At 62.3% G+C, this 15,213-nt stretch carries 18 protein-coding genes; 12 read left to right on the top strand and 6 right to left on the bottom strand.

All coding sequences use genetic code 11. From position 1 onward, the window contains the following. Nucleotides 1-9: 9 nt before the first annotated feature. Together GLW01_RS03705 and GLW01_RS03700 are read right to left on the bottom strand one after the other, a co-directional pair. Nucleotides 10-468: an Hsp20/alpha crystallin family protein gene (locus tag GLW01_RS03705; protein ID WP_151440179.1), complete on the bottom strand. Its 459-nt coding sequence runs from the start codon at nucleotides 466-468 to the stop codon at nucleotides 10-12. Nucleotides 469-606: 138 nt separating this feature from the next. Beyond that, nucleotides 607-1,146, bottom strand: coding sequence for a gamma carbonic anhydrase family protein (locus tag GLW01_RS03700; RefSeq protein ID WP_160898178.1), 540 nt, complete (start codon nucleotides 1,144-1,146; stop codon nucleotides 607-609). Between the two features lie 83 nt (nucleotides 1,147-1,229). Here GLW01_RS03700 and GLW01_RS03695 point away from each other — a divergent pair, with 83 nt between their 5' ends. Together GLW01_RS03695 and GLW01_RS03690 are read left to right on the top strand one after the other, a co-directional pair. Beyond that, nucleotides 1,230-3,302, top strand: coding sequence for a M3 family metallopeptidase (locus GLW01_RS03695; RefSeq protein WP_160898177.1), 2,073 nt, complete (start codon nucleotides 1,230-1,232; stop codon nucleotides 3,300-3,302). Further along, nucleotides 3,299-3,562, top strand: a complete 264-nt coding sequence (locus GLW01_RS03690; protein WP_198949356.1) for a YheV family putative zinc ribbon protein — start codon at nucleotides 3,299-3,301, stop codon at nucleotides 3,560-3,562. Before GLW01_RS03695 ends, GLW01_RS03690 begins: the two co-directional genes overlap by 4 nt. Nucleotides 3,563-3,571: 9 nt before the next feature. On the opposite strand, the gene GLW01_RS03685 is transcribed toward GLW01_RS03690, so the two are convergent. Genes GLW01_RS03685 through GLW01_RS03675 form a run of 3 tightly spaced genes read right to left on the bottom strand, consistent with a single transcriptional unit; the run spans nucleotide 3,572 to nucleotide 5,552 of the window. Continuing rightward, nucleotides 3,572-4,477, bottom strand: a complete 906-nt coding sequence (locus tag GLW01_RS03685; RefSeq protein WP_160898176.1) for an ABC transporter substrate-binding protein — start codon at nucleotides 4,475-4,477, stop codon at nucleotides 3,572-3,574. A 12-nt stretch (nucleotides 4,478-4,489) separates the two neighbouring features. Continuing rightward, nucleotides 4,490-4,876, bottom strand: coding sequence for a DoxX family protein (locus GLW01_RS03680; protein ID WP_160898175.1), 387 nt, complete (start codon nucleotides 4,874-4,876; stop codon nucleotides 4,490-4,492). 22 nt (nucleotides 4,877-4,898) lie between these two features. Next, a complete protein-coding gene (locus GLW01_RS03675; protein WP_151440185.1) occupies nucleotides 4,899-5,552 on the bottom strand; it encodes a hypothetical protein in 654 nt (217 codons plus the stop codon). 264 nt (nucleotides 5,553-5,816) lie between these two features. Here GLW01_RS03675 and coxB point away from each other — a divergent pair, with 264 nt between their 5' ends. The 3 genes from coxB to GLW01_RS03660 are packed head-to-tail and all read left to right on the top strand — an operon-like array spanning nucleotide 5,817 to nucleotide 9,160. After that, on the top strand, nucleotides 5,817-6,599 hold the full coding sequence (gene coxB, locus GLW01_RS03670) for a cytochrome c oxidase subunit II (RefSeq protein ID WP_160898174.1): 783 nt from the start codon (nucleotides 5,817-5,819) through the stop codon (nucleotides 6,597-6,599). Between the two features lie 31 nt (nucleotides 6,600-6,630). After that, nucleotides 6,631-8,217, top strand: coding sequence for a cytochrome c oxidase subunit I (gene ctaD / locus GLW01_RS03665; RefSeq protein ID WP_160898173.1), 1,587 nt, complete (start codon nucleotides 6,631-6,633; stop codon nucleotides 8,215-8,217). A 55-nt stretch (nucleotides 8,218-8,272) separates the two neighbouring features. Next, nucleotides 8,273-9,160, top strand: a complete 888-nt coding sequence (locus GLW01_RS03660; RefSeq protein WP_151440188.1) for a cytochrome c oxidase subunit 3 — start codon at nucleotides 8,273-8,275, stop codon at nucleotides 9,158-9,160. A gap of 16 nt (nucleotides 9,161-9,176) precedes the next feature. Here the strand turns inward: GLW01_RS03660 and GLW01_RS03655 are convergent, their stop codons facing one another. Then, on the bottom strand, nucleotides 9,177-9,383 hold the full coding sequence (locus GLW01_RS03655) for a DUF2909 family protein (protein ID WP_151440189.1): 207 nt from the start codon (nucleotides 9,381-9,383) through the stop codon (nucleotides 9,177-9,179). 45 nt (nucleotides 9,384-9,428) lie between these two features. Here GLW01_RS03655 and GLW01_RS03650 point away from each other — a divergent pair, with 45 nt between their 5' ends. The 7 genes from GLW01_RS03650 (at nucleotide 9,429) to GLW01_RS03620 (ending at nucleotide 15,212) form a co-directional block, all read left to right on the top strand. Beyond that, on the top strand, nucleotides 9,429-10,139 hold the full coding sequence (locus GLW01_RS03650; protein ID WP_151440190.1) for an SURF1 family protein: 711 nt from the start codon (nucleotides 9,429-9,431) through the stop codon (nucleotides 10,137-10,139). Continuing rightward, nucleotides 10,140-10,736: a hypothetical protein gene (locus GLW01_RS03645; RefSeq protein WP_160898172.1), complete on the top strand. Its 597-nt coding sequence runs from the start codon at nucleotides 10,140-10,142 to the stop codon at nucleotides 10,734-10,736. 14 nt (nucleotides 10,737-10,750) lie between these two features. Then, the gene (locus tag GLW01_RS03640) at nucleotides 10,751-11,812 is read left to right on the top strand and encodes a COX15/CtaA family protein (RefSeq protein ID WP_160898171.1); all 1,062 of its coding nucleotides are present in this window, start codon (nucleotides 10,751-10,753) and stop codon (nucleotides 11,810-11,812) included. A 15-nt stretch (nucleotides 11,813-11,827) separates the two neighbouring features. After that, nucleotides 11,828-12,730, top strand: a complete 903-nt coding sequence (cyoE, locus tag GLW01_RS03635) for a heme o synthase (RefSeq protein WP_151440193.1) — start codon at nucleotides 11,828-11,830, stop codon at nucleotides 12,728-12,730. Then, the gene (locus GLW01_RS03630) at nucleotides 12,730-13,395 is read left to right on the top strand and encodes an SCO family protein (RefSeq protein WP_151440194.1); all 666 of its coding nucleotides are present in this window, start codon (nucleotides 12,730-12,732) and stop codon (nucleotides 13,393-13,395) included. Before cyoE ends, GLW01_RS03630 begins: the two co-directional genes overlap by 1 nt. Before the next feature lie 84 nt (nucleotides 13,396-13,479). Further along, nucleotides 13,480-14,133 carry a TetR/AcrR family transcriptional regulator gene (locus GLW01_RS03625; protein WP_151440195.1) on the top strand — a complete coding sequence of 218 codons (654 nt, stop codon included), beginning with the start codon at nucleotides 13,480-13,482 and terminating at the stop codon, nucleotides 14,131-14,133. Further along, the gene (locus GLW01_RS03620; protein ID WP_160898170.1) at nucleotides 14,130-15,212 is read left to right on the top strand and encodes an efflux RND transporter periplasmic adaptor subunit; all 1,083 of its coding nucleotides are present in this window, start codon (nucleotides 14,130-14,132) and stop codon (nucleotides 15,210-15,212) included. The genes GLW01_RS03625 and GLW01_RS03620 overlap by 4 nt, the downstream gene beginning before the upstream one ends. Nucleotide 15,213: the final 1 nt, after the last annotated feature.

Below are 15,213 nucleotides of genomic sequence, written 5' to 3'. Positions count from 1 at the left end.
CCCGAGGGGTCAGTTGACCTCCACCTCGATGGCCCGGGGCTTGGCCTTCTCCTGCTTGGCGAGGGTCAGCTCAAGCACGCCATCGTGGTAGTTGGCCTTGATGTTCTCGTCGTCCACATGCTCGGGCAGTGTGAAGCTGCGGGCGAAGTGGCCGTAGAACCGCTCCACCCGGTGCCGTTTCGCGTCGTCTTCGGTGGTCTCGAAGTTACGCTCGCCCTGAATGGTCAGCACGCCATCGTGCACCGAGACTTTGACGTCTTCCTTCCGGATACCGGGCAGTTCCGCGGTTATGACGAAGGCATCCTTGTTTTCGGTGATGTCCACCGAGGGAGCCCAGTCGGTTTTCTGCAGGATTTCCCGATTGCCGTTGGTCGCCGGTGTTGTATCGCGGCCGGCCATCTGACGGTTGTACCGGTCGAGAATGTCTTCGAACTCGGCAAAGGGATTCCAGCGGGTCATGGCTGTCATGGTTATCACCTCCTCTCAACGAACCTGAAATCATGTCGGGACAACAGCTTCGTCAGGGGGAGCGTGGCTGACCGGCGCCGGATCATCAGTCCGCTTCCCTAACGCCCTATTGGATAGATAGGGACTGCCCGCGTATTTTCAAGGGGCGTCGGCAAGGAATTCGTCCTTGAGCTTGACGTAATTTCCGGCAGTGTAGGTGAAGAACTCAAGCTCCTCGTTGGTGAGGGGGCGGGCCTGGCGTGCTGGGCTGCCGCGGTACAGGTAGCCGGATTCCAGGGTCTTGCCCGGCGGTACCAGGGTGCCGGCGGCGATGATGACTTCGTCTTCCACAACGGCACCGTCCATGATGATGGAGCCCATGCCGACCAGCACTCTGCTGCCGATGGTGCAGCCGTGCAGCAGGGCCTTGTGCCCGACCGTGACATCATCGCCCACAGTGAGGGGGAAGCCGTCCGGGTTGTAGGGGCCGGCGTGGGTGATGTGGCACACGGAGCCGTCCTGGATGCTGCAGCGGCTGCCGATGCGGATGCGGTGCATGTCGCCGCGGATAACGGTCATGGGCCAGACCGAGCAGTCGTCGCCCAGTACCACGTCGCCGATGACGGTGGCGGTGGGATCAATCCATACGCGGTCCCCGAGCTGGGGGTGATCGCCCTTGTGGCTGCGGATCCGGGTCATGGTGGGTCCTCCATCTGAACTTAGGGTGGTTACGGGAAGTATGTCATCATGATTGCATCAAGGTCACACGCAGGAGACGCTCCATGAACAATCCTCTGCTGGCTCAGGACCAGCTGCCGAAGTTCGATGCCATTGATGTCGAGCACATGGAGCCGGCCATCGACCGGATCCTGAAGGAGAATCGGGCGCGCGTGGCGGAACTGGCGGAGCAGCAGGCGCCGACTTGGGCGAGCCTGGCCCAGCCCATGCAGGCGCTGGACGACCGCCTCAACAATGCCTGGGCGATCATTTCCCATCTCAATGGCGTGATGAACGACGAGGCGATCCGCGAGGTTCACAAGCGCTGCCTGCAGAAGATTACCGAGTACGGTTCCGAGATCAGCCAGAACGAGGCGCTGTGCGAGGCCTATAAGCGGCTCGCGGCCAGTGATGAGTTTGGCCGGTTGCAGGAGGACCAGCAGGAGGCCATCCGCCAGACCCTGCGTGACTTCCGGCTCGGTGGCGTGGATCTGCCAGAGGCGCAGAAGGCGCGTTTCGCCACCCTTTCCCAGGAGTTGGCGGATCTGGAAAGCCGCTTCGGCGACAATGTGCTGGATGCCACCCAGAACTGGTACCGCCAGGTGACCGATGAATCCGAGCTCGCCGGCCTGCCGCAGACCGCTCTGGACAGCGCCCGCCAGGCGGCGGAGCAGCGTGGCATGGACGGCTGGGTGATCACCCTGTATTTCCCCTCCTTCTACCCGGTACTGACCTACTGCGATAACCGTGAGCTGCGCCGTGAGGTGTACGAGGCGTTCACCACCCGCGCCTCGGATCAGGGCCCGGATGCGGGGACCTGGGACAACAGCCCGCTGATTGACGAGATCCTGAAGCGCCGGCACGAGCAGGCGCAGCTTCTGGGTTACGACAACTACGCCCAGCTGAGCCTGGCAACCAAGATGGCGGCCAGCGAGGACGAGGTGCTGGGCTTCCTGAACCGGCTGGCCGGGCGAGCGAAGCCGGTGGCCGAGCGCGAGCTTGAAGAGCTGCGTGAATTCGCCCGGGAACAGGGTGGTCCCGACCCCCTGGAGGCCTGGGATCTGGGCTATTATGGCGAGAAACTGCGCCAGGCCCGGTTCAGCATCTCCGAGGAGGAGGTCCGGCCCTGGTTCCCTGTGGGCCGTGTGATCAAGGGCCTTTTCCAGGTCGTCGAGAAGCTGTTCGATGTGCGCATCGTGGCGGATGAGAGCATTCCGGCCTGGCACGACGACGTGACCGCGTACCGCATGGAGCGCGGTGGTCAGCCCCTGGCCTTTTTCTATCTGGACCTCTATGCCCGCCAGGGCAAGCGTGGCGGCGCCTGGATGGCCGACTGCCGTGTCCGCTGGCGCCATGACGACGGCAGCGTGCAGCTCCCTGTAGCCTTCCTTACCTGCAACTTCACCCCGCCGGTGGGCGAGCAGCCCTCCCTGCTCACCCACGATGAGGTGGTGACGCTCTTCCATGAGTTCGGTCATGGGCTGCATCACATGCTCACCCAGGTGGACGTTGCGGATGTCTCCGGCATCAATGGGGTGGCGTGGGACGCGGTGGAACTGCCCAGCCAGTTTCTGGAGAACTGGTGCTGGGATCGTGAATCACTGGCGCTGATTGCCGGCCATCACGAGACCGGCGAGCCGCTGCCGGACGACATGCTCGAACGTATGCTCGCGGCGCGCAACTTCCAGAGCGGCATGCAGATGGTGCGCCAGCTGGAGTTTTCGCTGTTCGATTTCCGTTTGCACAGTGAATACGACCCGGCTGACCCCGTGGACCCGCTGGCGCTTCTGACCGAGGTCCGCAACCAGGTGGCCGTGGTGCATCCACCGGCGTTCAACCGTTTCCCGCAGGCGTTCGGACACATCTTCGCTGGCCCTTACGCCGCGGGCTACTACAGCTACAAGTGGGCGGAAGTGCTGGCCGCGGATGCCTTCTCGCTGTTTGAGGAGCAGGGCATTTTTGATCCGCAGGCGGGGCGTGCTTTCCGCGAGAATATTCTGGAAAAGGGTGGTTCACGCGAACCCGCAGCGCTCTACCGGGCCTTCCGGGGGCGCGAGCCCAGCGAGGAGCCACTGCTGCGCCAGTCGGGAATCACTGAATCGGAGCGGGCGGCCTCAGCCGCGGGAGAGCCAGCTTGAAGAAACGTTTCATCGCCGGGGCGGTCTGCCCCCGTTGCAGTGCCATGGACCGGATCGTGATGTACACCACCGAGGAAGGCACCTTCCGGGAGTGCGTGGACTGTGGCTTTGAGGATCGCCAGCCCGAGGCGGCGGACATGACCCCGGCCTCGGAAACCCTGAAGACCCGCGTCACACCCACCGAACCGGATCCGCCGAAAAAGGACGATACGCCACAGCCGGTGCGGATCCTGCCTTCCGGGTCCGGCGGGACCCATTAAGGCGGGAGGTCAGCGGCTGCCCTCAGGCACCGGCAGCAGAAGGTCCGGGCGTATCGGCAGCAGCGGCAGCTGCACCGGTGATCCCCCATTTTTAAGGAAGGGGTTCGGCAGGGGAATGAAGACCCGGTCCATGACGTCCAGCTTCTGGATCGGCCTGCGGAAATAGGTGCTGAACCATTCCTCGTAGTCGCCGCTGAGCATGGCACGGTGCAGCCCCACGGTAAGCCGCTCGGCCATGTGCTCGTCATCCGGGGCCACGAACAGATATGAGGGCATCCGATAGGTGAATACGAGCCCGTCCTCTATCGTCAGCCGGTCGCCCTGATACTGTTGCAGATCGATCAGGATCTCACCAACCCCGCGCAGGAAGCAGTCGAAGCGGTCCCTCTCAAGCATCGTCAACAGGTTACTGAAACGCGGCGAGGTCACGACCTCAAAACCGGACTGGCGCAGGATGCGGGTATCGGGCCAGTGCGTACCCTGGCCAATGGTCAGGCCCTGCTGCTGGAAGTCGTCGGCGGAGAAGATCCGGTCAAACCGCGCCTGGTCACCCTTGCGGATGATGCAGATGCGGAATCCCAGCATGCCCTGGGCAATGGGAATCGGTACGGGTCTGAGTTCGCGGTTGCGTTCCGGGGAAGAGGCAACGTTCGCAATGCGGACCCGGTTCCTGTGCCCGGCGCGCAGATGCCGGGTCGCCCGGGCCTGGGCCATGGGCATGCTGGCGCGGATTTCCGTGGGCCCGTAATCCGGCGTCTTCGCCAGTGCCATCGTCACGAGTTCGCGGATGGCCGGGCTCTCATGGTTGCGCTTCCAGAGCGTGATGGGCCCGTCGTCGCCGTCAGTGCCCGCCAGCAGGGGGGGTGCCAGCGCGAGCAGCAGAAGAATGGCAACTGACTTCCGTGTTGTCAGCATGGTCCGCTCCAGTCAGGAATGGGCCCGGTAGCGGCCAGGCCCGAGCATCAGGACCACCACCGCATTCACCAGGAAAAGCACCGGCAGCTCCAGGGCCCAGCCGCCATTGGTCTTGAGCGTGAGCAGCTCGTGCTGGTGTGCGAGAACCAGAGCGAACACCATGTTGATGGCTACCAGCACCGCTGCGACACGGGTGTGAACACCCAGGATCAGCATGGCGGGCGCCAGGATTTCACCGATCAGAACGCCCCACGCGAGTATGGCCGGAAGGCCGTGCGCAGCCAGAAGGTTCTCGATTGGCCCGATGCCGTTGAGCAGCTTGCTGATCCCGTGCAGCAGGATCAGAAAACCCAGCGCCAGACGCAGTATGAGACGGGCAAGATCCGGTTGGTTGAGCACCTGAGTCCCCTTCGGTCATTTCCTACAGTGCTGAGCGGAACGAGAACCGGAAATGGATTCCGTTGCGCGCCAGCAGGTTGGTCCAGTATTCGTGCATCCACTGCCAGGCCTCGTCGCTGGCCTGGGCGACAAAGGGCGCCAGATCCAGATCGTAATAGTCGCCCGAACCGACAATCTGGCGTACCGTGATCAGTATGGCCTGATCGAGCTCGTTGGCAAAAGGCTCGCCGATGAGATGATGCACCAGGAGGTTCGCCTCGGTGGCTTCTGGTTCCAGAAGATTGCTGTTGCGGAACGACCGGTTGTTCTCGTACATCTCCTCCATAAGGCGGTGGCACTGGTAAGCTTTCACCAGCAGCCCCTCCAGACCCTCATAGCCTGCCAGAAGCACGGACGGATGGGCGAAATAACCGGTGGCTGTCTTGAGGAAGGGGTGAAACAGTGCATCGACCCCTGCACGTTCGGCGCAGATCCGGACGCAGTGGATGAGCCCGGGCGTCATTTCCACGTATTCGCGGGCAAATCCGTACAGCGCCGCTGCCGGGTCTTCGGCCTCCACCCGGAACAGCCCATGCAGGACTTCCGCCCTGGTGCGGAGTGCCTGCTGGAACTGGCCACCGGCGGATTCCCGGGCCACGGCCTGGGCGATGATCTGGGTGATGGACTCCGGCGTCATGGACCGTACAGCGCTGGTGGATGGAGACCGCAAGCGGTTTAGTCTCAGTGTAGCTGAGTTTGCGGGCAGTGCCCGCCGGGTGGTCGGGGCTGGCCGGACACGATAGAATTGGGTCTTGACGGTTGTCATACGCGCAAAAAACGATAAACTCTGCGTAACTTTGCGCGAGAGACCCATACATATCCCCGCGTTCCCCAGGGTTCGACGCCACGGCCCGGTTTATGGTGCGCGGGGCCGAAACACAATTCTTGTTGGAGACGAGGTATGAGCGTGCAGGCCCTGCGTGCCGGTGCCCTGGCGACTGCTGTAACGGCGCCGTCCAGCGCCCTTGCCGAGTGGGGGGTTAACCTTCCTGAAGGTGTCACCTCCATAAGCAACACCATCTATGACATTCACATGTGGGTGTTCTGGATCTGTGTTGTGATCGGTGTGGGTGTTTTCCTGGCCATACTCTGGTCGGTTCTGGCCTACCGTCACTCAAAGGGGGCGAAGCCGGCGCATTTCCACGAGAACACCACGGTGGAGATCATCTGGACCGTCATTCCCTTCCTGATCCTCATCATGATGGCCATTCCGGCCACTGGCACTCTGGTCGACATGTACGACACCTCCGACGCCGAGATGGAGATCAAGGTCACCGGGTACCAGTGGCGCTGGCAGTATGAGTACATGGATGAGGACATCAGCTTCTTCAGTTCTGCGGATACACCACGTGATGCCGAGAGGAACCTGATCGAGAAGACGGAAGACTACAAGTATTCGGTCGACAACCCACTGGTTCTGCCTGTTGATACCAAGATCCGGTTCCTGATCACGTCCAACGACGTCATCCACAGCTGGTGGGTACCGGAGTTCGGCTGGAAGCAGGACGCGATTCCCGGATTCATCAACAAGAACTGGACAAAGATCGAGGAGCCCGGCACCTACTACGGTCTGTGTGCTGAGCTGTGCGGTCAGGGGCACTCCGATATGCCGATTGAGGTCAAGGCAGTGCCGAAGGACGAGTACCGCGAATGGGTCGCCGAGCAGACCGGCGACGACGGTTAAGTATTCAGCGTTTGAGTAACGGGGGTTCATCATGAGTTCGGTCGCAGACGCTCACGCCGCTGATCACCACGATCACGGCCCCGCCAAGGGGATTGGACGGTGGTTGTTCACCACCAACCACAAAGATATCGGCACCATGTACCTGGTGTTCTCGTTCGCGATGTTCCTCGCGGGCGGCGCCATGGCCATGATCATCCGTGCCGAGCTGTTCCAGCCAGGCCTCCAGATGGTGGAGCCGGCCTTCTTCAACCAGATGACCACCATGCATGGTCTGGTCATGATCTTCGGCGCCGTCATGCCGGCCTTCGTGGGGTTGGCCAACTGGATGATCCCGCTGATGGTGGGGGCACCGGACATGGCCCTGCCGCGCATGAACAACTGGAGCTTCTGGCTGCTGGTGACCGGTTCCCTGATCCTGATGTCCACCCTGTTCATGGATGGCGGCGCTCCGAACTTCGGCTGGACAGCCTATGCGCCCCTGTCCACGACCTACGGGCCTGACAGCACGACCTTCTTCATCTTCTCCGTCCATATCCTGGGCATCTCCTCCATCATGGGCGCGATCAACGTGATCGCCACCATCATCAATATGCGCGCCCCCGGCATGACCCTGATGAAGATGCCCATGTTCGTTTGGACCTGGCTGATCACCGCTTTCCTGCTGATCGCGGTGCTGCCGGTACTTGCGGGTGCAGTGACCATGCTGCTCATGGATATCCACTTCGGCACCGCATTCTTCGATGCCGCGGGTGGCGGTGATCCGGTGCTCTACCAGCACATCTTCTGGTTCTTCGGTCACCCGGAGGTCTACATCCTGATCCTGCCGGCGTTCGGCATCATCTCCCAGATCATCCCGACCTTCTCGCGCAAGCCGCTGTTTGGCTACACCTCCATGGTCTACGCCACGGCCGCGATCGCTATCCTGTCGTTCCTGGTCTGGTCGCACCACATGTTCACGGTTGGGCTGCCGCTGCCCGGTGAGCTGTTCTTCATGTACGCCACCATGATCATCGCGGTGCCCACAGGGGTGAAGATCTTCAACTGGATCACCACCATGTTCCGTGGTTCCATCAGCTTTGAAACCCCCATGCTGTTCGCCATCGGTTTCGTGGTGCTGTTCACAGTGGGTGGGCTCTCCGGCGTGATGCTGGCCATCGCGCCCGCGGACTTCCAGTACCATGACACCTACTTTGTGGTTGCCCACTTCCACTATGTCCTGATACCGGGCGCCATCTACGGCATCTTCGCTTCCGTGTACTACTGGCTGCCCAAGTGGTCCGGCCGCATGTACAGCGAGGCACTGGGCAAGGCGCACTTCTGGCTGTCTTTCATCGGCCTGAATATCGCCTTCTTCCCGATGCATTTCCTGGGTCTTGCCGGTATGCCACGGCGTTATGCGGACTACCCGATCCAGTTCGCCAACTTCAACCAGGTTTCGACCATCGGTGCTTTCCTGTTCGGCGCCAGCCAGCTGCTGCTTGTTTTCATTGTCTACAGGGCTGTGAAGAACGGTCCCAAGGCGGACGCCAAACCCTGGGAAGGTGCGGAAGGTCTGGAGTGGACGGTTCCGTCTCCGGCGCCCTATCACACCTTTGAGCAGCCGCCGCGGGTCGACTGACCCCGGCGGTCCGGAAAAACGGAAACCGTAACGGAACAAGAACAGCGGAGGCTGCATGTCGAGCAACCAGTCCTATTACGTCCCGGAGTCGAGCATCTGGCCCATTGTGGGCAGCATCGGGATGTTCCTGACCTTCTTCGGGCTTTCCACCCTCCTGGTGAATCAGTCCAACGGGGATCCCACCACCACAGCCTGGGTCGTATTCACGATCGGGGCCCTGGTCCTGATCTACATGATCACCGGCTGGCTCCGGGATGTGATCCGCGAAAGCCGCGCCGGGCTCTACGATGCCCAGATGGATCGTTCCTTCCGTCAGGGCATGAGCTGGTTCATCTTCTCCGAGGTGGCTTTCTTCGCGGCACTTTTCGGCAGCCTCTTCTATATCCGGTTCTTCGCCGTTCCCTGGTTGGGTGGTGAAGGCGCCAAAGGCACCGCCAATATGCTCTGGGAAGGCTTCCAGGCCCAGTGGCCCCTGCTGAGCAATCCGGATAACAGCCAGTTCGCTGGCCCGGATTCAGTTATCGGTCCCTGGGGGCTGCCGCTGCTGAATACCCTGATCCTGGTGACGTCGTCCATCACGTTGACGCTGTCTCACAAGGCGCTCAAGTACGATAAGCGCAAGCAGACCATCTACTGGCTGGCGGCCACCGTGGCCCTGGGCGCGATTTTCCTGTTCTTCCAGATCGAGGAGTACATTGAGGCCTACAGCCATCTGAATCTGACGCTGGACTCCGGTATCTACGGCAGCATATTCTTCCTGATGACCGGATTCCACGGACTGCACGTACTACTGGGTGGGATCATCCTGTTCGTTGTCCTGATGCGGCTGATCAAAGGGCATTTCAGCGCCCATGATCACTTCGGCTACGAGGCAGGTGCCTGGTACTGGCACTTCGTGGACGTGGTCTGGATCATGCTTTTCGTCTTCGTCTACGTAATCTGAAAAACTGACGCGCCGCTCAGAAGGGCGGCGCGTTCAGTTGCAGATTGCCCGTCATCGCCGCCACCCCAATAAGAACCAGCAGCAGCGCGGACAGCGACACCCGGACGATCAGTCCATTCACAGTTCTGTGACGACTGCCCTCATCCTTCATCATGAAAAAGAAACTGCTGGTCAGGCTGGCAACGATGCCGATGAGTACGAGGACGATCAGTAACTTGAGCATGGCGAATCTCTTGACGCTGAAACAACCCGATCACTATAACAGAGCATGACTGAATCCCGGAGCCAATGGCGCTGGCGGCCGAATCGGGCCATCTGGGGTATTGCCATCGCGTTCCTGCCGCTGCTGCTCGGGCTGGGCGTATGGCAGCTTGACCGGGGCTTTGACAAGGCGGAGCGCCAGGCTCGCTGGTCGGACACCGATGGGCCTGTTGAATGGCCGGTCGAGCGTCCCCTCGAAGGGCAGCCGGTGGCGCTCTCGGGTGAATATGACCCAGAAGTCCAGTGGCTTCTGGACAACCGGACCCGGGATGGCCGGCCCGGCTACGAGGTGCTCCAGCCCTTCCATACCGAAGACGGGCCGGTTGTGGTCAACAGGGGCTGGATTGCGGCACCGGGGGAGCGTGACCGCCTTCCGCACCCGGAGACGCCCGACGGTAGGCGGACGATTGAAGGCCATGTCTGGTCCTGGCCCACGCCCCTGGTGCTTGGCCGGGTCGAAGCGGTCAATCCGGATGGCTGGCCGAGACGGGTGGCCAGCCTGGACCGGGCGGATGCCCGGGGAACCCTCTCCAATGTCGCCGCTGCTCCTGTCCGGCTGGCGGATGAGGGGCAACCAGGGGCGCTGCGTACTGGCTGGACGCCGGACCGGATGGACGCCGCAACCCACTACGGCTATGCCGTGCAGTGGTTCGGGCTGGCAGTCGTGCTGTTGACTCTGACCATCGCAACCAGCTTTCGCCGAGATGAGGAATCCTGAGTGAGCCAGAACAGTTTCAGTGACGAGGAAACCCGGCGCGCCCGCCGCAAGGCCGCGCTGCTGTTCCTGATTGCCATCCTGCCCCTGATGGCCGCTACGGTTATGTACTATACCGGCTGGGGTATGCCGGGCAGTACCACCAACAAGGGCGAATTCGTTGAGGGCAACGAACAGGTGCTCGACCAGGGGATCCGCGACCCGGATGGCGAGCCTTTCCGGAGTCATTTCCTGCAGGAAAACGAGGATGCCAAGTGGTGGATCCTGGTCACCGCGGCAGACTGCGGTGATGCCTGCGTGGAGTGGCTCGACCGCACAGGCAGCGTCCACCAGCTCCTGCACCGCGACTGGAATCGCGTGCGCCGTGGTTTCATCAGCAGGGATGGCAGTGTACCGGAGGGTGCGGATGACCGGAGGCTGGTACCGCTCTCCGCCGGGGAGGCCAATCCCCTGGCGGCATACACGGCGGATGATGCCGAGGCGACCGTCTTCATCGTCGACCCCATGGGTAACCTGGTCCTGCGCTACGACCAGCGCCATTCCGGGGATGATGTGCTGGAAGACCTTGAACATCTGCTGGAAGTTTCCCCACTTGGCTGAATCCGGATAAAACGATGAGTACAGCTTCGGGCCGCTCACCGGCCACTGCTTTCCCACGTCTGCGCCGGGCCGCGCTCAGCGCACTGGTTCTGGCCACGATCGTGATCCTGCTCGGCGCCTGGACCCGGCTGGTGGATGCGGGCCTGGGTTGCCCGGACTGGCCCGGCTGTTACGGTCATCTGACGGTCCCCAGCGGTGAGGAGACCATTGCGAAGGCGCAGGCCCGGTTCCCCGAGGCCCCTTTTGACGCCAGCAAGGGCTGGCCCGAAATGATCCACCGCTATGCGGCCGGTACCCTGGGTCTTGTGATCTTTGGCATTGCCGCCGCCTGCATTCGCCACCGCAGGGCGGGCGCACCCGCCGGGCTGGCCAGCTTCGCGGCGGGATTCGTGGTGTTGCAGGCGGCTTTCGGTGCCTGGACCGTCACCCTTTCCCTCTGGCCCCAGGTCGTAGCGGCTCACCTGCTGGGCGGCTTTACCACCTTCTGCCTCATGTTTCTGCTGTTCAGGCGTCTTGAAGGTCGAACGGGCCATGACGATCTGCCTCCGGAACCCCGGGCCCGTGTCCTGGCCATGCGGCCCTGGCTTTATGGGGGGCTGGTTCTACTGGTCCTGCAGATTGCGCTCGGGGCGTGGACGGCCGCCAACTATGCCGCGGTCGCCTGCACCGACCTGCCAACCTGCCAGGGCGCGCTCTGGCCGGAGATGGATTTCGCTGAGGGGTTCAATTTCTTCCAGTCCGTTGGGCCCAACTACCTGGGTGGTCAACTGGGCAACGACGCGCGCGTGGCCATCCACCAGAGTCATCGCATCGGAGCACTGGTGGTTCTGGTGACCCTTGGTACGTTATTCTTGGCAGTGATCCGAAGAGCACGGGGATCCGCCCTCGCCGGCGCTGCCGGTGCTGGGCTCGCGCTGCTCCTGGTGCAGGTTGCTCTGGGTGTTCTCAACATTCTCCTCCAGGTTCCGTTGGCGATCGCCATGGCCCACAACGCATTCGGGGCCTTTCTCCTGCTGGGTCTCGTCAATCTCCTCGTGCGGGTGGAAAGACTGCGCGTCGCGCCCTCGAATCCGTGAATACCGGAATTTCCTATGAGTGACAATACCGCATCCGCGAAACGAGCCATTACATGGCGCGACTATCTTGAGCTGACCAAGCCGAAGGTAGTCGCACTGATGCTGATGACCGTCATCATCGGCATGCTGGTCGCTGAGCCCGGGCTGCCGTCTCTGGCCACCGTTTTCTGGGGCAACCTGGGTATTGCCCTGCTTTCCGGCGCCGCTGCCGTCATCAACCATGTTGTGGACCATGAGATCGACGCCCGCATGGCCCGTACACGGCGCCGGCCGGTTGCCACCGGGCGCCTGAGCAACGCCGATGCCCTTGGCTTCAGCGCCACCCTGGGTCTTGCCGGAATGCTGGTGCTCGTCTGGCAGGTAAACATGATCACCGCCTGGCTGACGCTGGCATCGCTGGTGGGCTATGCGATCATCTATACCGTCTTCCTCAAGCGCGCCACCCCCCAGAACATCGTTATCGGCGGGCTTGCTGGTGCCATGCCGCCCCTTCTGGGCTGGACCGCCGTAACCGGAACCGTGGACCCCAATGCCCTGCTGCTGGTGCTGATCATCTTTGCCTGGACGCCGCCCCACTTCTGGGCCCTGGCGATTCATCGCAAGGAGGAATACGCCCAGGTGGATATTCCCATGCTCCCGGTTACCCATGGCAACCGTTTTACCGAACTGCATATCCTGCTCTACACCTTCATGCTGTTCGCCGTGAGCCTGCTGCCCGTAGCGACCGGTATGTCCGGCATGATCTATCTGGTCGGCGCCACCCTGCTCGGGCTGCGTTTCCTGCAGTACGCGTTTCGGCTGTGGTGGGGGGATGACCGGCGTGTCGCGCTGGATACGTTCAAGTATTCCATCACCTACCTGATGCTGCTGTTTGTCGTCCTGCTGGTTGACCACTTTGTCCGCTTCCCGGAGATCTGATGTCCCAGAACCGCAACATCGCCATTACCGTCATCATCCTTTTCATGGTCGCGGCCGGTGTGATGGCACTGACCATCTACAACGTCTGGCTGGGCTCCCAGTACAGCAGTGGCGGGAATGCCAAGCCCCCTGAGGTGGCTGCGGACAACGTCTACCTTTATGACAAGCCGCGCGCGATTGCTGATTTTTCCCTTGTCGATGAACAGGGCAACACGGTGGATGAGTCCATCCTCCGCGGCCAGTGGACGCTGGCCTTTCTGGGCTTCACCCATTGTCCGGACATCTGCCCGACCACCATGGCAACACTCTCCAAGGCAGACAGCCGCATTTCGGACCGGGCTACGGAGCCCCAGTTCCTTATGATCACTGCGGATCCGGAAAGGGATACACCGGAAGCCCTGAGCCGCTACGTCACTTTCTTCGGGGACGATTTCCGGGGCCTCACAGGCGACCTCGAAACCCTGAGAAGCCTGGCCGCGGATCTCAACGCCACCTTCACCCACAGTACGGATGCCAACGGCAACCCTGTGGTCGAGCACAGCGCCCACCTGTCGATCATCTCCCCGAACGGCCGCCTTGCCGGGCTGATCCAGAAGCCCTTTGACGCCGATACCGTGGCGGACACCTATGAAGCCATCCAGAGCTGGCAACCCGGCAGTCAGTGACTCCAATGCCCCGGTCGGGGCTGCTTGCCGGCTGTGACTTCCGGTCATACAATGACCGCTGGTCACTAAAGGAGTCCGACACCGGTGCGCTATCAGGATGAACTCTTCCAGCAGCGGGAAACCCTGCTGCTGGATACGGCTCTGTCACTGTTCCGCGACAGCGGCTGGGAGCGCGTTACCATCGCCCAGCTCGCCCAGCATGCCGGTGTCGCCAAGGGTACGGTCTACAAGCACTTCAGCAGCAAGGAGAGCATCTATGCCCGCCTTGCCCTGCGTTTCTCCCGTGACTGTCTGGCCCATTACCGTGCCCTGGAGCCGGCCGGAACCCCTCTGAAGAGCATCCGGCGCGTCCTGCACGAAGCCTTTGCCCTGATGCAGGCCCACCCCGTGGATGTCCAGCTGTGTCTGCATTGCGACCGCCCCGAACTCCAGGCCCGCCTGGGAGAAGACGAACGCGCGGCCATGGAGGCTCTGGACCGGGACTACCAGGTGTTGTTCCATGAGCTGGTCCGGGCTGCCATCGAAGCCGGCGAAGTACCGGACAAACCCATTGAGGGCCTGTTCTGGGGCGTGGATGCCATCTTTCAGGGCGTTATGGAACGTATTGCCGCCGGCGGCCTGGGCCCGGAGCGCCATGGGACCCCCAGTCTCGAGGCCTATTTTGAGCATGTGGTGGAATTCATCGTCGCTGGCCTGACAGGGCCGGATCCGGTCCAGGGAAGGGAGGTAGCTCAATGATCAACAGAATCCCCCGGGGGCCGGTGGCAATGGCGATTGCGCTGGTCATCCTTCTGGTGCTCTGGCTGCTCAGCGGGGATGTCCGCCGCAGTGCCAGCAACATGGAGGATCCCTACGAGGAGTCAGAGCCAATCATTTCCCGGGTTGAGGTGAGCGAGCGTCTGGCCACGCCTTTCCAGCCGGAAGTTGTGATCCAGGGCCAGGTTGAGCCCTGGCGCACCGTGGTGATCCGAAGTCGCATCGCAGCACAGTTGGAGAGCCTTGAGCCTCTCGGTGCCGAGCTCGCCAAAGGCGATCGCATCGCCCGGCTTTCCGAGGAGGATCGGGAGGAGCAGCTGGAAAAGGCACGAGCGGAACTGGAGCGTGCCCGTACGGACGTCGAGGCTGCCTCCCGGCTGCGTGGCGCGGATCTGGCCTCCCAGTCCGAGTACCTGGCGCGGCGTGCTGAAATGGCAGCGGCCGGGGCGGAACTGGAACAGGCCCGGATTGCCCTTGATGACCTCACGCCCCAGGCGCCGTTCGACGGCAGCATCAACAGCCATGAAGCCGAGATCGGGGACGAGCTCCAGCCCGGCGACCCCCTTGCGGAGTTGGTGCAGACCCGACGCCTGAAGGTCAGTGGCCGGGTTCCCCAACAGAAGGCCGGAAAACTCGCCAATGGCCAGTCCGTGCGGGTGGAGCTGCTTGATGGGCGGGAGCTCAGTGGCAATCTGTCTTTCATTGCCAACTCCGCGCATCCGGAGACCCGAAGCTTCCGCATTGAGGCTGCCGTGCCCAATCCCGACCACTGGCGTGTGGCCGGTTCCAGCGCCACGCTGCGCATCGGCCTGGCGCCGGAACTGGCCACCCGCCTTTCCCCGGCACATCTCAGGCTCAATGATGCGGGCCGTCTGGGTGTCCGCCATGTCTCCGCCGACAACGAAGTGGTGTTCACCCCGGTACGGCTTCTGAGTACCGATGATGATGGCGCCTGGGTGACCGGCCTGCCGCTGCGCACACGACTGATCACCCGCGGCGCTGGTTTTGTCCGTGAAGGTGAGCAGGTCACACCGGTCGCTGCCGGCGGGAACGGGGACTGAG

Source organism: Vreelandella halophila (assembly GCF_009856365.1).
GTDB classification, from domain to species: domain Bacteria; phylum Pseudomonadota; class Gammaproteobacteria; order Pseudomonadales; family Oleiphilaceae; genus Halospina; species Halospina utahensis_B.
This window is presented reverse-complemented; position numbering and strand designations above follow the sequence as displayed.